Source organism: Enterobacter sp. QK-SA4 (assembly GCF_056856775.1).
Map to the genome: position 1 here is coordinate 3,587,658 of NZ_JBXFXH010000007.1, position 19,859 is coordinate 3,607,516.

At 56.1% G+C, this 19,859-nt stretch carries 15 protein-coding genes and 1 tRNA gene; 5 read left to right on the plus strand and 11 right to left on the minus strand.

Annotation, left to right across the window (positions count from 1 at the left end; translation table 11 throughout):
• Positions 1 to 63: 63 nt before the first annotated feature.
• Positions 64 to 1,500, plus strand: coding sequence for an MFS transporter (locus tag AC1VYI_RS18955; RefSeq protein WP_134866715.1), 1,437 nt, complete (start codon positions 64 to 66; stop codon positions 1,498 to 1,500).
• 65 nt (positions 1,501 to 1,565) lie between these two features.
• Complete coding sequence (locus tag AC1VYI_RS18960; protein ID WP_134866716.1) at positions 1,566 to 2,807, plus strand: mechanosensitive ion channel family protein; 1,242 nt, start codon at positions 1,566 to 1,568, stop codon at positions 2,805 to 2,807.
• 82 nt (positions 2,808 to 2,889) lie between these two features.
• On the opposite strand, the gene pheP is transcribed toward AC1VYI_RS18960, so the two are convergent.
• The 8 genes from pheP to AC1VYI_RS19000 all read right to left on the minus strand — a co-directional run bounded on the left by pheP (position 2,890) and on the right by AC1VYI_RS19000 (position 12,552).
• On the minus strand, positions 2,890 to 4,278 hold the full coding sequence (gene pheP / locus AC1VYI_RS18965; RefSeq protein ID WP_045400812.1) for a phenylalanine transporter: 1,389 nt from the start codon (positions 4,276 to 4,278) through the stop codon (positions 2,890 to 2,892).
• Positions 4,279 to 4,381: 103 nt separating this feature from the next.
• Positions 4,382 to 6,565: a TonB-dependent receptor gene (locus AC1VYI_RS18970; RefSeq protein ID WP_226483587.1), complete on the minus strand. Its 2,184-nt coding sequence runs from the start codon at positions 6,563 to 6,565 to the stop codon at positions 4,382 to 4,384.
• 185 nt (positions 6,566 to 6,750) lie between these two features.
• Complete coding sequence (yahO, locus tag AC1VYI_RS18975) at positions 6,751 to 7,026, minus strand: DUF1471 family periplasmic protein YahO (protein WP_023310654.1); 276 nt, start codon at positions 7,024 to 7,026, stop codon at positions 6,751 to 6,753.
• A 149-nt stretch (positions 7,027 to 7,175) separates the two neighbouring features.
• Positions 7,176 to 8,207 carry an ABC transporter ATP-binding protein gene (locus AC1VYI_RS18980; RefSeq protein WP_023310653.1) on the minus strand — a complete coding sequence of 344 codons (1,032 nt, stop codon included), beginning with the start codon at positions 8,205 to 8,207 and terminating at the stop codon, positions 7,176 to 7,178.
• Position 8,208: 1 nt separating this feature from the next.
• Entirely contained in the window at positions 8,209 to 9,783 is a 1,575-nt protein-coding gene (locus tag AC1VYI_RS18985) for an ABC transporter permease (protein ID WP_181366983.1), read from the minus strand.
• Positions 9,784 to 9,807: 24 nt separating this feature from the next.
• The gene (locus AC1VYI_RS18990; protein ID WP_047742636.1) at positions 9,808 to 10,824 is read right to left on the minus strand and encodes an iron ABC transporter substrate-binding protein; all 1,017 of its coding nucleotides are present in this window, start codon (positions 10,822 to 10,824) and stop codon (positions 9,808 to 9,810) included.
• A gap of 332 nt (positions 10,825 to 11,156) precedes the next feature.
• Complete coding sequence (locus tag AC1VYI_RS18995; protein ID WP_134866717.1) at positions 11,157 to 12,377, minus strand: cytochrome P450; 1,221 nt, start codon at positions 12,375 to 12,377, stop codon at positions 11,157 to 11,159.
• Positions 12,378 to 12,475: 98 nt separating this feature from the next.
• A tRNA-Arg gene (locus tag AC1VYI_RS19000) sits at positions 12,476 to 12,552 on the minus strand.
• 278 nt (positions 12,553 to 12,830) lie between these two features.
• Between AC1VYI_RS19000 and AC1VYI_RS19005 the strand changes: the two genes are divergently transcribed.
• The 3 genes from AC1VYI_RS19005 to fimZ all read left to right on the plus strand — a co-directional run bounded on the left by AC1VYI_RS19005 (position 12,831) and on the right by fimZ (position 15,715).
• Positions 12,831 to 13,529 (plus strand): EAL domain-containing protein, encoded by a 699-nt coding sequence (locus AC1VYI_RS19005; RefSeq protein ID WP_047742639.1) that lies wholly within the window; start codon positions 12,831 to 12,833, stop codon positions 13,527 to 13,529.
• Positions 13,530 to 13,553: 24 nt separating this feature from the next.
• Positions 13,554 to 14,282 (plus strand): helix-turn-helix transcriptional regulator, encoded by a 729-nt coding sequence (locus tag AC1VYI_RS19010; RefSeq protein WP_226483448.1) that lies wholly within the window; start codon positions 13,554 to 13,556, stop codon positions 14,280 to 14,282.
• 800 nt (positions 14,283 to 15,082) lie between these two features.
• Positions 15,083 to 15,715, plus strand: a complete 633-nt coding sequence (fimZ, locus tag AC1VYI_RS19015; protein WP_023310647.1) for a fimbria biosynthesis transcriptional regulator FimZ — start codon at positions 15,083 to 15,085, stop codon at positions 15,713 to 15,715.
• Between the two features lie 51 nt (positions 15,716 to 15,766).
• Here fimZ and sfmF read toward each other — a convergent pair whose 3' ends face one another.
• The 3 genes from sfmF to AC1VYI_RS19030 are packed head-to-tail and all read right to left on the minus strand — an operon-like array spanning position 15,767 to position 19,859.
• Positions 15,767 to 16,288 carry a fimbria assembly protein gene (sfmF, locus tag AC1VYI_RS19020; protein ID WP_023310646.1) on the minus strand — a complete coding sequence of 174 codons (522 nt, stop codon included), beginning with the start codon at positions 16,286 to 16,288 and terminating at the stop codon, positions 15,767 to 15,769.
• Positions 16,289 to 16,297: 9 nt separating this feature from the next.
• Complete coding sequence (fimH, locus tag AC1VYI_RS19025; RefSeq protein WP_134866719.1) at positions 16,298 to 17,305, minus strand: type 1 fimbria D-mannose specific adhesin FimH; 1,008 nt, start codon at positions 17,303 to 17,305, stop codon at positions 16,298 to 16,300.
• Complete coding sequence (locus AC1VYI_RS19030; RefSeq protein WP_134866720.1) at positions 17,298 to 19,859, minus strand: fimbrial biogenesis usher protein; 2,562 nt, start codon at positions 19,857 to 19,859, stop codon at positions 17,298 to 17,300. The genes fimH and AC1VYI_RS19030 overlap by 8 nt, the downstream gene beginning before the upstream one ends.

Below are 19,859 nucleotides of genomic sequence, written 5' to 3' on the forward strand. Positions count from 1 at the left end.
TGGTACCCGTTTATCAGATGGTTGATGCTACGACCATCTGTTGAATGACGCAATGGAGTTACCATGAATACGTCAGTTGTTTCACCGGGCCGCGCTGGCCTGATATTGCTGCTAACCGGCCAGATGCTGCCGATGATTGATACCTCAATCACCAACGTCGCGCTGGACGCCATCACCCATTCGCTGAACGCCACCGCCACCGAGCTGGAGCTGATTGTCGCCCTCTACGGCGTGGCCTTCGCCGTCTGCCTCGCGCTCGGCAGCAAGCTGGGGGACAACTTTGGCCGTCGGCGTCTGTTCATGTGGGGCGTCGCGAGCTTTGGCCTGGCCTCGCTGCTATGCGGGATGGCGGGGAACATTGAACAGCTGCTGGCCGCGCGCTTCGTTCAGGGGGCGGGAGCCGCACTGATCGTGCCGCAAATTCTTGCCACGCTGCACGTGACGCTGAAAGGTACGGCGCACGCTAAGGCCATCAGCCTGTTTGGCGGCATCGGTGGGATTGCGTTTATCGTCGGCCAGATGGGCGGCGGCTGGCTGGTGTCGGCGGATATCGCCGGGCTGGGCTGGCGTAACGCCTTCTTTATCAACGTGCCGATCTGTCTGGTGGTGCTGGCGCTAAGTCGCCATTTCGTACCCGAAACCCGTCGCGAGACGCCGTCACGCATAGACTGGACCGGAACCGTGCTGCTGGCGATCATTCTTTGCTGCCTGCTGTTCCCGATGGCGCTCGGCCCACAGTGGCACTGGTCGTGGCCGCTGAAGGTTATGCTTCTCGCCATTATTCCGCTGGGCTGGCTGACGGCGCTGAATGCGCGCAAAAAGGAGCGTGAGAATGCCCACCCGCTGATCCCGCCGCGCCTTCTGCAGCTTCGCAGCGTTCGCTTTGGCATTCTGATTGCGATGCTCTTTTTCAGCGTCTGGTCCGGGTTTATGTTCTGTATGGCGCTGACCATGCAAACCGGTCTGGGGATGGCACCGTGGCAGTCCGGAAACAGTTTTATCGCGCTGGGCGTAACTTACTTTATTTCGGCGTGGTTCGCGCCGCGACTGATTGCTCGCTACAGCACCAGTACCATTCTGCTGACGGGTCTGGCGATCCAGATTGCCGGCCTGCTGGCGCTGATCGCCACGTTCCGCGTCTGGGGAATGGAGAATACCGCCCTGACGCTGGCGCCCGCGACCGGGCTGGTCGGCTACGGGCAGGCGCTGATCGTGAACAGCTTCTACCGCATCGGGATGCGCGATATTCAGCCTGACGACGCGGGGGCCGCCAGCGCCATTCTCAGCACGCTGCAGCAGGCCGCGCTGGGGCTTGGCCCGGCCATTTTTGGCGCGATTTTGCTCCACGCGCTGCAGAACCATCACGGGGATTACACCCAGGCGGTGAACGTCTTCCTGATGGTGGAAACGGCGATGATGGTGGTGCTTGCCCTGGCGACGCTGCGCATCCGCCATCGCCTGTGCCTGCCGGTGGTAAAGGTCTGCCAGGCCACCAAATAAGCCAGTGAATTTGCATAATAGATCCGCAGCCGCCATTATGGGGCTGCATCAATACAGGAGACGTTATGCAGGAATTAATTGCTCAGGTTGAAGAGTTAGGCATTGAAATTAATCACACCACCTCTTTAGTGATTATCTTTGGTATTATTTTTCTTACCGCCATCATCGTTCATTTTATTCTGCACAAAGTGGTGCTTCGCGCTTTCGAAAAACGCGCGCAGGCCAGCAGCCATTTGTGGCTGCAGATCATTACCCAGAATAAATTATTTCACCGTCTGGCCTTCACCCTTCAGGGGATAATCGTCAACGTCCAGGCGGTACTGTGGCTGCAAAAAGGCAGCGAAGCGGCGGAAATTCTCACGACATGCGCAAAGCTGTGGGTCATGGTGTATGCCCTGCTCTCCTTCTTCTCGCTGCTGGACGTGATTTTTAATCTGTCGCAGAAAATGGCCACCGCATCACAGCTGCCGCTGAAGGGGATCTTCCAGGGCATCAAGCTGGTGAGCGCCATCCTGGTGGGAATACTGATTATCTCTCTGCTGATCGGCCAGTCCCCGGCGATTCTGATCAGCGGTCTGGGCGCCATGGCCGCCGTTCTGATGCTGGTGTTTAAAGACCCGATACTCGGTCTTGTGGCAGGGATTCAGCTTTCCGCCAACGATATGCTCAAGCTCGGCGACTGGCTGGAGATGCCGAAATACGGTGCCAACGGCACGGTGACGGACATCGGTCTGACCACCGTTAAAGTACGCAACTTCGATAATACGATTACAACCATTCCGACGTGGGCCCTGGTCTCCGACGCCTTTATCAACTGGAGCGGCATGTCGGCCTCCGGCGGGCGACGCATTAAACGCAGCCTGAATATTGATACCACCAGCATTCATTTTCTCGACGAGCAGGAGCAGCAAAAACTCATTCAGGCGAAGCTGCTGAAGCCCTATCTGGCCGCGCGACATGAGGAAATTAGTCTGTGGAATCAGAAGAACGCTGAAGGGGAGTCAGTATTAAACCTGCGTAAGATGACCAATATAGGTACCTTCCGCGCCTACCTGAATGAATATCTGCGCAACCATCCGCGTATTCGCAAAGATATGACGCTGATGGTGCGCCAGCTAGCGCCTGATGCGAATGGTTTGCCGATTGAAATATACGCCTTCACCAACACGGTGGTCTGGGCAGAATATGAGGAGATTCAGGCCGACATCTTCGACCATATTTTCGCGGTGGTGGATGAATTTGGGCTGCGTATTCACCAGTCCCCGACCGGGAACGATATTCGCTCGTTGACCCTACAGCATCGTTAAGGTGGGTTGCCGGGCGTGAAGGCAGGTGCAGTCTGGTGCCCTCACCCCGGCCCTCTCCCACAGGGAGAGGGAGAAAACCGCGCTACTTTTTGCGGGAAAGCTTAAACGCCACAAACAGGAAGATAACCCACACCGGCAGCAGCATCGCCGAAAGGCGCATCTCATCCATGGTGCACATCAGCACCAGAATCAGCCCCAGGAAAGCGATACAGATATAGTTCCCCGCCGGATAGAGCAGCGCTTTGAACTGCGTATCGCGTCCCTTGCGGCGCATCGCGGCGCGAAAGCGCAGGTGCGCCAGGCAAATCATGATCCAGTTCAGCAGCAGAGTGGCGACAACCAGCGCCATCAGCAGGCCAAAGGCCTCTTTCGGCAGCAGATAGTTAATCAGCACCACCAGCGAGGTGATAGCACCAGAAAGGAACAAGGAATTCACCGGCACGCCGCGACGGCTGACGCGGGTGAGGAACTTCGGCGCGTTGCCCTGCACGGAGAGGCCGAACAGCATGCGGCTGTTGGAGTAAACGCCGCTGTTATAGACCGACAGAGACGCCACCAGAATGACGAAGTTCAGCGCCGAGGCCACCACGTTGCTGTTCAGATCGTGGAAAATCATCACGAACGGGCTGCTGTCGGACTTCACTTCCACCCACGGATAGAGCGCCAGCAGCACCACCAGCGAGCCGATGTAGAACAGCAGAATACGGTATACCACCTGGTTGACCGCTTTTGGAATGCTTTTATGCGGGTCGCGCGCTTCCGCGGCGGTAATGCCAATCAGCTCTAGTCCACCGAAGGAGAACATGATCACTGCCAGGGAGAGAATCAGCCCTTTCCAGCCGGTGGCGAGGAAGCCGCCGTGCTGCCACAGGTTGTCGATCGTGGCGCGCTCGCCGCCGTGGCCGGAGAACAGCAGCCACAGGCCAAAGCCGATCATCCCGATAATCGCCAGCACCTTGATCAGCGCAAACCAGAACTCGGTTTCGCCATACAGGCGCACGTTGACGAGGTTAACGGCGTTAATAATGATGAAGAAGGCCGCCGCCCAGATCCACGTCGGGACGTCCGGCAGCCAGTACTGCATGTAAATGCCTGCGGCGGTCAGCTCCGCCATCCCCACCAGCACGAACATCACCCAGTAGTTCCAGCCGGAGAGGAAGCCTGCAAACGGGCCCCAGTATTTATAAGCAAAGTGCGCGAAGGAGCCTGAAACCGGCTCTTCAACAACCATCTCGCCAAGCTGGCGCATGATCAGGAAGGCGATAATCCCGGCGATACCGTAACCCAGCAGCACCGCCGGGCCCGCCATCTGAATAGCGGGGCCGATGCCGAGAAACAGCCCGGTACCAATCGCGCCGCCAAGGGCAATTAACTGAATATGTCGATTTTGCAAACCACGTTGCAGCGTCGGATTCTGATCCGACGAGGCTTCAGCGCTACCATGGCCTGAAGCGGATGACGCGTCTTTCACGTCCTACCCCTGTCTCTTTTTTAGAAGGGGCACGTTTTAACACTTCATGCTGGAGGTAGCAAGGGATTGGGGCATCCCTGCCCCGGATAACGAGATGGAACGCTTAAAACGCGTAGCCAACCGAGACCTTAAAGGTGCGCGGTTCGCCCTGCGTAATATAGGTACCGGAATCGTCCACGCTGGCCCAGTAGTTTTCATTGGTGACGTTGTCGATGCCCGCGCGAACCGTCATCTGGTTTTCATTGCGGTTCACCGCGAAGCGATAGCGCACTCCCAGATCCAGCGTGGTGTAGCTGTCCAGCTTTTTGGTGTTTGCCAGGTCAGCGTACTGCGCGCCGGAATGGTTCACGCGGGCGGTGGCGGTCAGGCCGTCAACCGGCTTGATATCGTACTCTGCACCCAGCACGGCGTAAAAGTTCGGAATCCCGATCGCATCGTTACCCTGATTCACGCCATTTTTGGTTTTGGTCAGCTCGGCCTGCAGCCAGGTGGCGCTGGCGTTCAGGCGCATCCCCAGCGCGGGCTCGCCGAAGACGTTCAGCTCCACGCCACGGTTTCGCTGCTCGGCATCCAGGCCGTAATGGCCGCTGTCGTCGAGGATCGCCGACGGCATTTTGATCTCAAACAGCGCAAGCGATCCGCCCACGCGGCCGAAGTCAGCCTTCACGCCCACTTCGTTCTGCTTAGAGTGAACGATACCGGTGCTCTGGCCGTAGTTGGTGGCGGTGTTAGGTGCAGTTTTGCCCGGCTGCAGCGCTTCGGTGTGGTTTGCATAGAGGGAAATCTCCTCCCACGGCTTGTAGACCACGCCGTAGGTGGGCATCCAGCGGCTGCCGTCGAAGCCGTCCGCCGCGTTTTCCGCACCGGTAACTTTGTTATATCCGCGAACGACCACTTTCTGATGGCGGGCGCCTGCGGTGAACAGCAGCTTGTCGTCCAGCACGCCCAGCGTATCGCTAAGCAGCCAGCCCTGGGTACGCGTGCGCCCGCTGGTCAGCGGATCGCTGTACTTCCCGCCAGAGCCGTTCAGGTTGGTGCTGTCCGGCATATCGACGCCGGTGTTGTGGTAGATGTTGGTGGTCGGATTATCCTTCGCCGCCGACATTTTCCACGCGATTTTTTCGTTTTTGGTCATCGCCGAATAGCCAACGTTGACCTTGTGCGAGACGAAGCCCGTAGTGAAGTTACCGCGAACGCCCGCCATGCCGCTGACGGAATCGCTGATGCGGTTGGTATCAAGACGGCTGACCGTTGCCTTGCCGCTTTTATCCACCAGCTTCGGCGCGCTGTAGATGCCTTCCTCGTGCGCGTGCTGCGCGCCAAGACCGGTATAGGCCGTCCAGCCGTCGGTGATGTCGTACTCGCTGCGCCACATCCCAAATTCGTTTTCGATATTGCTGTAGGCCCACTTCTGCGAGAAGTTACGATCGTTTTTCGGCGGCTCGGGAACGAAATCCACCGCAGAAATATTGACGCTGGTCGGGCTGCCGTGGAAGGTTTTCTTCTGATAGCCCAGATCCAGCGAGGTGCGGAAGCGGTCGCCAGCGTAATCCAGACCCGTAGAGAGCAGCGTGGTGCGGCGGCGGTCATTCGGTATGCCGGTTTCCCCTTCGCGATGAACCAGGTTCACCCGCGCGCCGAACTGGTCGCTGTCGCCGTAGCGACGGCCCGCATCAAGCGTAGTTCCAATCTGGGAATCCGAGGTGTAGTCCACGCCGACTTTCGCCTGCGGAAGTGCCCCCGCGTGTTTGGGCTCAAGGTTGATCATTCCGCCCACGCCGGAGCTTGCCGCGCCGTTCATCAGCGAGTTGGCCCCTTTGAAGATCTCGATGCGGTCAACCATCTGGGTATCCACCACCTGGCGCGGCAGCACGCCGGACAGACCGCCAAATGTCATGTCGTCGCCGTCGAACTTCAGGCCGCGGATGCGGTAGGTCTCCGCGCTGTTGCCGAACCCCTGAACGAACTGCACCCCCGCGTCGTTCGCGACGACATCGGCAATGGTTTTCGCCTGCTGATCTTCCACCAGCTTCGAGGTGTAGCTGATGATGTTGAACGGCACGTCCATGGCGTTCTGCTGGCCCAGCATCCCCATGCGCCCGCCGTTCGCCACCTGCCCGTCAAGGAAGGCCGGTACCAGCTGGTCGCCGCCGGGTTTGAAATCGCTGGCTGGTGCAGCCTGGACAACGAGGGTGTCCTCTTTTTGATCGTCCGCCGCAATGGCGGAATGTGTCGCCGCGCCAACGGCGAGCGCCAGCAGCGTTTTGTGCATGATGGTGTTGTTCATCGTTAACTCATTTTAAAGTGCGCGCAAAAATGACCCGTTGTCGGGCCTTAGAATATGTTGAATGCAATGCAAATGAGAACTATACGCATTATCCATGCATTAGCAAGTGTAACCGCGTTCATGAGGAGATTTGGCGAGATAAGAGGGGGAACGGCCACCCCGCTTCGGGGGTGGCTGCAATGACGTTATTTTTTCTTGTAGATATTGGCCGTACCGTGAATTTTATTGTTGGTGTTCCCTGACGTGAGCACCAGAACATCCGCGCCTTTCTTATCGGCTTTCTCAATCAGTTCTTTTTTCGCATCATCCACCGATACTTCATTCGAGGTGTTTACCGTACCGATTTTTTTATATTGAGATGCAACTTTTTTGAACTCGCTTTTAGTAAGTAGCTGTGCAGCAAATGCATTGGTCGTAAACAGTAACGCCGTTCCCAACAAAATAGCAGTCGTCTTTTTCATAACCTTTTTCCTTGAGATTAATCAGCAATTACGAAAAACCTCACGCAGTGTGGTGAGGTTTTATGAGCATGGTAGAGAATCTCAGGAATTGCCATTCGTTCGGGAAAAATCTTTTATAACAACCCGTTGCATGAAATTACTAACGAATATTAAGAATATTCGAATACCCGCGCGGTGCCAGCAATATCAACGCGTACCGCCGTGCCCGGGTTCCATCCTGGCTGGCTTACGGTCTTCAGAATCACCGGCTGCTGCTGTCCGGCCAATCCCAGGGTGAGCGTCGACAGCTGGCCGGTGAAGTCCACGTCGAGAATCGAGATCGGACTTTCATCCGCTGCACATGCCGTCACGCGTAATTGTTCAGGGCGCATCATTACCCTGCCCTGTCCTGTCGCATGCGCGTTGTCCGTCGGCACTTCACCCAGCGCGCACACGGCATACCCGGCAGCGAGCTGAGCAGGCAGGATCACGGCATCGCCAAGAAACAGCGCCGTCTCTTCGTCAACGGGACGGGTGTAAACGTCATAAGGCGTACCGACCTGCGTGAAGCGCCCGGAGCGCATGACGGCAACCTGCGTGGCAAAGGACAACGCTTCGTTCTGATCGTGGGTGACCAGAATCGAGGCCACGCCCGCTTCGGCCAGCAGATCGGCCGTTGCCTTACGCGTCGTGGCGCGCAGGCCGGTATCCAGAGCCGAGAACGGTTCATCCAGCAGCATCAGTGAAGGCCGCTGGGCCAGCGCACGGGCAAGGGCCACGCGCTGCTGCTGTCCGCCGGAAATCTCGTGGGGCCAGTGCGTTGCGAGCTGCCTGTCCAGAGAAACCATCTCCATCAGCGCCTCAACGCGCTGGCGTTTCTCGTGGCGGGTGCCGTCCAGCCCCCAGGCGATGTTGTCTGCCACATTGAGGTGCGGGAACAGCGCACCCTCCTGAGGCACAAAACCAATCCGGCGCAGGTGGGCGGGAACAAAACTGTTTTCATCGAACAGCGTTCTCCCCTGCATGACAATGCGCCCGGTGTCAGGCGTTTCGAACCCGGCAAGAATACGCAGCAGCGTGGTTTTCCCCGACCCGGACGGCCCGACAATCGCCGTCCTGCTCCCCGGCGCCACGCTCAGGTTTAAGCTCTCGAGCACCTGCACATCAGAAAACGATTTAGAAATGGCGGTTAATTCAAGCATGTCATAGCCCTGCAATTTTTTTCGACTGCATATAGAGAATGGCGGTCAGCGGGAGTGAAATCAGGATCATCAGCATCGCGTAAGGCGCGGCGGCAACATAGTCAATTTCACTGGTCAGCGCCCAGAATCCGGTGGAGAGCGTGCGCGTGCCCAGCGGAGAGAGCAGCAGCGTGGCGGTCAACTCGTTGCTGACGCCGAGGAAAACCAGCGCGGCACCCGCCGCCGCGCCCGGCGCGGCCAGCCGCATCGTCACGCTCCAGAGCGCCTTCGCGGGCGTGCTGCCCAGGCTGCGCGCCACGTTTTCCAGCTCAACCGGCGCCTGCGCAATCCCCGCCCGCAGGTTGATGAGCGCGCGGGGCATAAACATCAGCAGGTAGGCAAGGAACAGGGTAATTTCCGTCTGGTAAATGGGACGGGCGTAATGAATGGTGACGGTGACCAGCGCCAGCGCCGTGACGATGCCCGGCAGCGAGCTGGTGATATAGATGCACCCTTCAAGCATCCGGAAGATGCGATGCGGATAGCGGATACCCAGCCACGCGATGGGGATCACGCACGCGGTCGTCAGAAGCGCACCGCCCACGCCGAGCATCAGCGTCTGGCGCAGGGAGTGCCAGAGATCGGCACTCATCCAGTTTTGCACGCCGCCGAGCCAAATCCAGCGACACAGGACAACTAGCGGCACGCCCAGCGCCAGAACGATCAGCACGATGAAAAACAGCTGGCCCAGCGCTGCGGCCGCAGGCTTCAGCGGCCAGCGTTTCTGCTCGCGCGCGGCCCCGGCGCCAATGCGCGCGTAGCGTGCTTTTCCGCGCGTCACGCCCTCCAGCATTAATATAGCCAGACAGCACAAGGCCAGCACGCCCGCCAGCATGTTCGCCGCCGGGCCGCTGAAGGTAGACTGGAACTGGTCATAAATTGCCGTGGTGAAGGTATCAAAGCGGATCATCACGTACAGGCCATATTCCGCCAGCAGGTGCAGCGCCACCAGCAGCGCGCCGCCGCAGATAGCCAGCTTGAGCTGGGGCAGCACCACGCGGAAAAAGACCCGCCACGGCGGCGTACCCAGCGAAGCGGCGACATCTTCAAGCGTCGGGTCAAGGCGACGCAGCACCGCCGCAACCGGCATATAGATAAACGGATAGTAGGCAAGTACGGAGAGGAACACGCCCGCGGAGAGCCCGTGCATGGACGGGACAGCGCTCACCCAGGCATAGCTTTGCACAAACGCGGGAATCGCCAGCGGGGCAACCGCCAGTGCGGACCAGATCCCTCGCCCGGCAAGCTGCGTGCGCTCCGTGAGCCAGGCGATTGCCACGCCCGTCACGATACACAGCGGAACCGCTAAAGCCGTCAGCCACAGCGTGTTGCTGAGCAGCTCAGCAACACGCGGGCGAAACACCAGCGCCTTAATGGTTTCCCAGCCGGTCTCAATGCCAATGGCAATGATAAAACCCAGAGGCAGAAGCGCCATTAATGAAAACAACACAGCTAACGCCACCATCGGCAGTGCAGGACGCCTGCGGGCAGGCTCCTGCACTCTGTTTTTTCCGATGTCGAGACTCAGACCAGACATAAGACGTTCACTTTACTCTCAGGATCACAGCAGGCCGGCTTGCGTCATCAGCTCGATAACTTTTTTACTGTTAAGCGTCGAAGGTTCAACTTTCGGTGCATCAAGATCTTTTAGCGGGACCAGTTTCGGGTTTGAGGCCGCGTTCACGCCCACCGCATACTCAAAGGCGTTGTTGGTACGCAGGCTTTCCTGACCTTCTTTACCGGTAATGTATTTGATGAAGGCCTGCGCCTGCGCTTTATGCTTGCTGGATGCCAGCACGCCGCCGCCGGAGAGGCTCACAAACGCGCCCGGATCCTGGTGTTTGAAGTAGTAGAGCTGGGTGTTTTTGCTGTTTTCACCGGTTTTGGACTGATCGACAAAACGGTAGTAGTGATAAATCACGCCGCCATCAATCTGACCGGCATTGACCGCTTTCATCACGGTGCTGTTGCCTTTATAGGCAACGAAATTGGCTTTCATCGCCTTGAGCCATTCCAGCGTGGTCTTCTCGCCTTTCAGCGCCAGCATCGCGCTCACGATGGCCTGGAAATCCGCGCCTGACGGTGATGCCGCCCAGCGGCCTTTCCACTCTGGCTTTGCCAGATCCATCAGCGATTCAGGCAGCTGCTGTTCGTTCAGTTTTTCCGGGTTATACACAAACACCGTGCTGCGGGCCGCGATGCCAATCCAGCGGCCGTGCGCCGGACGATATTCTGCCGGTACCTGCTTCAGGGTGTCTGCATCCAGCGGCGCAAACAGGTTGGCGTTATCCACCAGCACCATTGAAGGCGAGTTCTCCGTCAGGAACACGTCTGCCGGTGACGCACTGCCTTCCTGAACCAGCTGGTTACCCAGCTCGCTGTCATCGCCATTACGCAGAGTGACTTTAATGCCGGTTTCTTTAGTAAAACCGTCCACCCACGACTTCACCAGGTTTTCGTGCTGCGCGTTATAAACAACGATACCTTCGCTGTTATCGGCCGCAACCGATTGTGTAGAAAGGAAAAGTGATGAAGACAACAAGGCAAGCGAGAAGCAGGACAGCAGGCGAGAATTCATGAACATATCCTTAATAGACCAACGTGATTAACGACTCATAGCTTTGTGGGACAGGATTAAAGCATACAACAACGCTAATGATAATTAGTATCAATCCAGTTTACGCGTAAAAGTGTAAAATTTCTTTTTTATGGAACTTAAAATGATAAAAAACCAGACTTAAGAATGGACGAAAATATAGATTAAGAAATCCTTAAGGGCGGCGCTAATAAAAGATAATTAGCACTCTATTTATTAATCCGTTATTTAACTGAAAAGAAAAGAATAAAAAGATCCAGGCCGCAGGGCATAAGAAAAAATGATTCCCTTCATCTCATCGTCCTGTTATGGCACTAGTCGATCTTAAGCGGAAGTGTCTCCAGCGTTCTCAGGATCAGGCTTCTATTCGACCATTTCGCCTCGCCGTCCAGAGCGATAATCCCTCGCTTGTTCAAGGCCGTCGCCAGGTTTTCAGCCTGAAACTGTGCCAGCAGTTGCCCGATGCACTGGTGCACCCCTGCACCAAATCCCAGCTGTCGCTGTGCATTCTTTCTACCCGGAATAAAGCGCGACGCCTCTTCAAATACGCGTTCATCCCGGTTGGCGGAGCCAAGGCAAAGCAACACGTTATCCCCGGCCTTCAGTTCACGCCCCAGAAAGTGCACAGGAGCCGCAACCTTCCGCCTGCCCATCTGAAGCGGGGATTCAAAGCGCATCGTTTCGCTTACTATCTCTTTCATCCGCAGCGTGTTATTTCTGACATCCGCCTGCAATTCCGGATGCAGTGCCAGCATATAGAGCAGGTTTCCGGTTAATGCTTCGCTGGTTTCACTGCCGCCGATAAGCATCGTGATGCAGTCCGTGCTAAACCGCTCATAAAGCGCATCCCCCTGTCCGCCATATCCTTTCAGCAGGCTGCGATAAAACAGAGAGTCGTAACCTTCTCTGTGCGCCTGTGCAAGCTGGCGAAAACTATCATCCAGACGGGATAGCGCTTTTATCAGCCTCTGAAGCCCCTCACGGTCAATGGCACTGGGATCCAGCAATAGCCTGATGGCACTTTTCTCTTGCTCCACCACCTCCTGTTGCGCCTGAGGCAGGTTAAGCCACGCGGTGAAAACCTTTCCCCATAGCGGCGCCGCAATCTCGCGAATTCCGTCAAACGGGCGAATTGTGGGTAAAGCGGCTACCAATGAATGTGATTCGTGTGAAATGAGTTGGGTTAATGCCCCCCAGGATTCGCCGGTAAACAGGGCCTGCAGAGCCTGACGGTGGATGCGATGAACACTGCCCTCCTCAAAAAGGACAATACCGTAAAGAAGATCCCGAAGCCGAGGCGGAAGGTTAAAAGACTCTTTTTCCAGCGCAGCATGCACATCTTCAGGGATACCTGAAGAGACGAACGCACGCTCCTTCATTGCCTGATACACGTCCTGATAGCGGGTAAGCACCCATGTTTTCCCGATTCGCGTCACCGGCTGGTGGTTTCGCATATGGTGATAGACGTCATGAAGATTTTCCTGAAAGACAGGTGAGGCAGGATTAAACCGAAGCGCTTTGTCGACATATGCCATGGGTGAGCCCTCATCACAGGATTAATCACCATTGAGTTAAGCAGGGATATGTTTCAGTTCAAGTTTGGCGATGGAGACTGGGGATTACTGGGATCAAATGGCACGCCCTGTAGGATTCGAACCTACGACCTACGGCTTAGAAGGCCGTTGCTCTATCCAACTGAGCTAAGGGCGCACTGATATGCGTGTACTTCGCGGTGGTGAAACGCGAAGAATTATACGGTCAATGGCAAGTGAGTCAATGCCTTTTCCGCTTTACACGGCAATTACCACTAGCCGATTGTAAATACGGCTATTTTCTCAACATTTCGCCCTGTTTCACCGTAAAATTTGGCGCTGCGAAAAGGCTTAGTTGCATTTAAGTAACGCCTGCTGTTTTCCTGAACGTCAGCTCGTCACACTAGAGTCAGGTATCCCGGCCGCCTGGAGGCTGGCAGACAACAGGACAATGGAGTGACAGCGCAAAACCTGATCGATACGCCCCCCCGGTTACAGTACATTTCTCAGGACATCGTCGGCATTAAGCTTGAGCCCATCGTCGCCCTTTCCTCCTTGCGCCTGGTTGGCGTGGAGGTACTTAGCGTTCTGTCCGACACGCGACACAGCGAGGACTTTTTTTGCGAACGGTCCGCAGACTGGTCGATAGCGCTGCTTGAAGCGCAGCTTAGCGCGTTAAAAAATGCGCCGCACGGTCATAATCTTTTTATTAATCTGCCGATAACCGTCCTGACAGAGACAGCCTCTTTTCAGCGACTTATCCGGTTGCCAGACGTGTCGCTCAATATTGAGATTGTCGATCTCGCGTCCTTTTTAGCGCTGCCCCTCGTCGAGAAGCAGCATGTCGTTCAAAATTTGCGGCAACTTAGCAGACAGGGACACGCAATCTGGCTTGATGACGTGGATGACGTCACCGTGCAGTCGTTTTTATCCTGCCGACTCCCGTTAAGCGGCATCAAAATAGATAAGGAAGCATTCTGGCGTTTACGCGACACCCCTGCGCTGAGGCAACTGGTTTCCCTTTGCTTTCAGCTTGCCGGGAAAGTGCTTATTGAAGGTATTGAGACTGAACGCGATCGTACCTGGGCACTGCAGGCAGGCGCAGACCTCGGCCAGGGATATTACTGGCCGTCCTGGACATGGCCGGAGGATTAAAAAGCCATTTCCAGGAGGGAGACCATGCGAATGACAGTGCGCCGTTACCGGCGGCGGCGTACAGGAAGTGATGCACTGGGATTTACGCGCTCACCTTTTGCTCCCCCCTTTTTCGACCGGCTCGAATTTTTGAGCCAGTCTATCAGCCAGCCCCGCAAAACCGACGCCCCGTTTATCCTTCTGGTGACGGAGGATCACTACCTGCGCACCGGTTTTCTCAACGCCCAGTTTCCCCTGAGCAGCTGCTGCGACTACGCCACGCTGGACGACGCCCTTATCGCTCAAACGCAGTGGCCTTCAGCCCGCCTGGTCGTGGATATTGAAAGCCGGTCCACGGGGCTTCTGGAGAAACTGGATCAGTTGAGACGGCATAGCCTGTTTCCTCCGTTCCTGACGCCCTGGCTGCTGGTCCGGGCCGATAATTACGATACCCGCCTCTTCTGCAAAGCGGCGGGTCCTTTTCATGTGCTCGAACGTCAGCTGAGCGCCGCTGCGCTCCAGCACAGCCTGTTGGATACCCTACCTCCGCTGGGTACCGAGAAAGACTGGTTCTCGCGCAACGAATGGCCCATCCTGCAGGAGCTTTCCCGGGGCAGGACATTGCGTCAGATTGCCCTTATGCAGAATCGCCCCTATAGCCGCATTATCTATCGTCTCAGCTGCATCCTCCTAAAGCTGGGGCTAAGCCATCGCCAGGAATTGCTCCATCTTCTTAATAACCTCTCAGACTGCACGTTTTCACTCACCACCTAACCCCTTATTTCCTAAAGCGGTTTAAGAATTTACTTACCACCTGTGTTGCGAAAATGTTAATTTTTAACAATAAAATCGAATTTATAACTATTCCTAATTTATGGGCGCGAACCTTGTGAAATGCCACAAATTAGCGGAACGGCAGCACTTTCCTCCATCCGTTAAGCGAATGCAGAAGGCGTTAACAAGATGATAATGATGTAAAAACAAGCAGCTTAACGACAACTGCCAGGAGTAAAAAGCGAAGCGGGCAGCATGTTCTCCTGTGCAGGAGATGCGGGCCTTCGGGTAAACCTGGGCGCTTTCAGATGAAGGTCTGACGGCCTGCGAGGGCAATTTTTAACCTCACGTTTGCGGGTTCGTCCCTTTCAAAGAGGCGTATTTTTGTTAACAATTGATCAACATACAGCGATATCTGTTATTTTTTGTTATTACATAAAGATGAAAATATGCGGTAAATGGGATAACAGGACATTTCCGCTATTTTTAAAAAAATAGCGATTCATATCCAGAAGATAATACAAACCAATACCCTCATATTAATTTACAGGGTTTTCGGAAAAAACTTACCCTGTATAATAAGATGCGTATCAAATCTGAATAAGAAAAACCTTTTTGCCAACACCAGCCTAATGAGATGACCGCGCTGAGGCATAGTTCTTTTCATTACGTAAACAAGGATGCTTTCGCTCTTCCCAGGGAAATACTACGGTACAGGGATCTGCACATTATATCCTTCCGGCATTTCGAGAGTTTTACCAAACTCTGTATAACGCTTTTAACAATCTGAGGCATTAAAAATGAAACCGGCATCCGTTATCATTATGGACGAACATCCTATCGTCAGAATGTCGATAGAGGTCCTGCTACAGAAAAATAAGAATATCGCAGTCAAGCTCAAGTCTGGCGATAGCCATGAAGTCCTTGACTGTATCCGCAATCACCCTATCGATCTGGTGATCCTTGACATTGAACTCACGGGCACGGATGCCTTCTCTTTACTAAAGAGAATCAGGAACTTAAACAAAAACATTAAGGTTCTGTTCCTCTCGTCTAAATCAGAGTTGTTTTACGCGGGTCGCGCCATTCGCGCCGGGGCAAATGGCTTCGTCAGTAAACGAAAAGATTTGGGTGAGATCTACAACGCCGTAGAAATGATTCTGATGGGCTATTCCTTTTTCCCGTCAGAGACGTTGAACTTTATAAACCATTTGGGTTCCGGGAAAGGGATGGCAGTAGATATGCCATTATCGAATCGCGAGGTTACGGTATTACGGTATCTGGCGAATGGATTATCCAACAAGGAAATTGCTGAACAGCTGCTTTTAAGCAACAAGACCATTAGCGCGCATAAATCCAATATTTATTCCAAGCTGGGTGTGCAAAGCATCGTAGAATTAATTGATTACGCCAAAGCCCACGAACTGCTATAACCTGAATTCACTCCCTGCAGCTTATCTGAGCTGCAGGGAGTGCGGTCAGTGCTAATTATAATTAATCATGAAGGTGGCATCCGCATCAGCCCGTCCGGGCTGAGGGTTATCGGCAGTGGCAATATAATTGGCATAAAACGACAGCGTCGCATTTCCCTGTGCGTCAACCGAAACCGGCTGGCTGGCCTGCTGAAGCGCCAGGCGAGTTTTATCCGCATCCCTGATCTCAACGGCGACATGGCTTGCAGTACTGGCGTCATTCAGCGCCAGCAAGCCGCTATTGCTCCCGTCGGCTTTACCTGAAAACGTAATGGACGCCGCGCCCGGCGGGCAGCCGGTCAGCTTCAGCGTAAACGGCATAGGCTGCGTGCGGCTCCCGGTGGTGCTGAGCTGTTTCGTGGGCCAGGTGCCCAGCGGGACGGCCTTGTCGCTGTCGCTGCCCTCGGCAACGCAGGTAAAATCGACGATATTGCCGTAGAGCCGAATGTTAATTTCGCCCAACGCGGTGTCCGCCTGAGCCTGGGTGCAAAGCGCAAAGAGCGCTACGGTGATAAAACGGATCCCGTTTCGCATATCGGCTCCTTAGTCGTAATCCACGCGCAGGTATCCGCGCGAGGTGAAGCGCCCTTCCGCTGGCTTATTGCCCGTCACGCTCACCGGCCAGACCCGGATCCCCACCTGAGCCTGCGCGCTGTCGTCGAGACGGAACGGAATTTTGCTTGTCAGGTTGTTGGGCGTCAGCGGCGCCCCGCTCTCGTTGGCGATGATGAACCCCACGTCCGGGTTATCCGACACCAGCACATTATCAGAGACTTTTTCCGCCTCGACGCGCATCGTCAGCATGGCGTTCGCCTCCACGTTGGTGCATTTGATGGCGATGGTTTTGCTTTGCGATGAGACTCCTTCAGGCTTGTTACCCACGCCCGCCTTGCTGAACAGGGAGGCGCCAATGTCACCGAAATCAAACTCCACCACGTTACCGGCATTGATGGCGCAGCTTTGCGGTACCTGGATGGTACCGCTGTAGCTGATGGTATAGACCGGCGTGGTGAGCGGATCGGAAGAGGTAGTGGTGACGTAAACGCGGAACATGGTGGCGCGCGGGATCACGACCATGTTAATAAAACGCCGGGTCACCTTAAGACGGAAGACCAGGCTGGAGTCCTGCACGCCAAACGGTTTGTTTTTGGAGACGTTAGGATGGCTCCCCATCTGGATATAGTTTTTTGGCGGATAAAATACGCCAGCATAGCTGTCCGTAATTTTCATCGCCCCGTCCAGATAGTCGTTAAGCTTCAGATATTGATAGCCATCGCTCGTTCCCGTTACCGGATAATCGGTCACATAGCTGCGCTTGGTGGTATTCCCGGTCGTGCCCTTAGGGCATACGGCATTCACCCCTACCCACTGCGATTTCTCGCTGAGCGTCACGACCTGCCCAATCTGGTTATTCGAGCTGTTGAATTTATCCGTCAGGTCGTAATGTACTTCCGTCGGCACGCCGTTTTCATTGACGCACACGGTGGCTAACGCGTTTGTCGCGGGCAGTAACGCCAGAAGCGACAAGGCAAAGAGTTGGGTTTTATTCACAGCGAATCCCCTTCAGTGTGATCGCCTGTTGCAGGCTCTTTTCAGGCAAGCTGTAAGGCGCGCGACACTGGGACTGCGCCCCGTCGCCCCACTGGATCAGCAGTTCGCCTTCCAGCGGCAGCCCGCTCAGGTAAATTTGCCCGTCATCCCCCACCATGCTGGTCACGCCGCTTTTGGTTTCGCGTACCACCGCGCCGAACGGCACCGGCTGGTTGCCGCGCGTTACCGTCAGCAGGGCGCGCACGCCAATGCGGGTATCAAAGCTGGCGCGTACCAGCGCGCCTTTGGTCGGCACCACGCTGCTCACGTTGTTTTCGATATCGGTGTTGTTGCTCATGGTGTTGGTATCCAGCGCCACGCGGTTGTAACGATAGACGGTGGCATACGGCATCACCGCGTAGCCTCGCCAGTCGGTTTTCACGCCGGTCTGGTTTTCAATACTGACGCCCGATGCCCCCGGCGCTTTGATCAGCACGTTGGTGTCGCCCAGCGGCTGGCTGAAGGTCACGCCGTCGGCGTGGCCGACCACCCCACCGGAGAGCTGCCAGTTGAGATCGTGCTGATCGCGGGAATAGTTGTAGCCCACGCCCAGCGTGCCGTAGGTCGCCTGCCAGTTGGCGCTGGCGCTTCCGCTTGAGCCGTTGGTGCTGGCGTGTCCCTGAGTCACGCTGTAGTTCAGGTTGCGGTCCTCCAGCAGCGTTCCGCTGACGCCGGTTTGCCAGCTTGTGTCGCCATCACTGTTTCGACTGGCGGATGCCGTAGCGTAGGCGCGGTCAATCGCGCTGTCCCGGCGATAGCCCTGGCGGGTAAAGAGGCTGAACGGCACGGAGACGTTAAACGACGCGATCCGATCGGTACCGTCTATCCCCACGGATTTGTTCCACGACCACGAGACGGAGTAGTTGATCCCCTTCACGCCGCCCGCGTAGCCCAGCTGGTACCAGAGGTTCGTCTCGTCTGTTCCCCAGTAGGTCTGCTCGCTGCCGGAGATATAGACCGAGCCGTAGTCCCCGAGAGACTGAGAAACGTTGAGCTGGAAACGGCCTTTTTTATTCCACGTCAGGTTGTGATAGCTCTGCACGTCCGGCACATCGTTATCGTTCTGGCTATCGGCATACTGATAGCCCTCCATTGAGCGCCAGGCGACATCGTCGAGGGTGTAAAACCCTTTTGTGGAGTAGCGGTAGCCCAGCAGCTGGAAGTTGGTGCCGAAGCCGTTAAGGGATTTCGCGTAGAGGAAGCGCAGAGACTGGCCTTCATGCTTGCTGTCGTCCGCGAGCTGGCTGCGGGCGTGGGTGATATCGAGCGAGACCGCGCCCCAGTCGCCCAGGTTTTTCCCGGCCCCGACGGCCACCGCGGTATAGCGTGACGCCAGCTGCGTACCGCCGTAGAGCGTGTAACCGTTGGCAAGCCCGGTAATCAGGGTGCCCTGAGTGAAGAACGGCGTATCCTGATCGCTGTTACCGCTGCGGTAATCCCCGGCAACGAGATCATACTTCCAGCGCCCTTCACGCTGCAGAAGCGGGACGGTGGAGTACGGCACGGTATAGCGCTGCTGGGTGCCGTCTTTCTCTTCGACCGTGACTTCCAGGTCACCGCTTGAGGAGGTCGGGTTAAGATCGGTAATCGCAAATGCGCCCGGCTGCACATAGCTTTGATAGATAACGTAGCCGTTCTGGCGAACCACCACTTTTGCTGGCGTACGGGCGATCCCGCGCACGGTCGGCGCGTAGCCCTGCAGGCTGTCCGGGTACATGCTGTCAGACGAGAAGAGCCGCCCGCCGCGAAAACCCATGCTGTCGAAGACGTCATTCCCGGTATTGCTGTCGCCCAGCACCAGTTCGCTTTTAAGCGGGATGACGGTGCGCTGCGCCCAGGTGCCGATATTCTGCCACTCGCTATGCCGCTGCCCGTTATTCTGCGTGTACCGCCATGCGCCGTTGTTACGTAAACGCCAAGCGCCATAGTTCAACCCGCTCTGCAGGTTCAGATAATAGCTGTCGTCTTCGCTTCCCCGGTTACCGGTGAAGCTGTAGTTCACCAGCGCGGCGGGAATGCCTTCATCCCACTGTTCAGGCGGAATGTAGCCCCGGGCGCTGTTTTGCAACGCCACCTGCGGCAGGCTGACGTCCAGACGCTGAGAGGCAAAGTTGAATACCGTTTCGCTGCCGGGTATGGCCGTGGTCAACGGAACGCAGGTGTCACCCTGTACCTTAGCCAGCTCGGGAAACGCCGCGACGTTGACGCCAAAGCGATCGAGCATCGCGCGCGTAATGCAGGCCGACAAACCGCCCGCCACCGGCGGCGTGTTCTCGGCCTGCTCAAAACGCACGTCCTGGGTACCGATAAACTCATCGTTACGCCAGATATCCACGCGATAAACGCCGGGTGCCTGCTGGTGTCCTTGTTCAAAACGCGACAAATCCGCCACGCTGGCGGTGTCGTCGGACAAGAAGGCCGGGTTGAAATAACTTTCGCTCCAGCCAGCCTGCGGCCAGAGCGCAGCCATCAGCGCCAGCGCAACCGGGCAGTAACGTCCCTGGTGGTTTTTCAT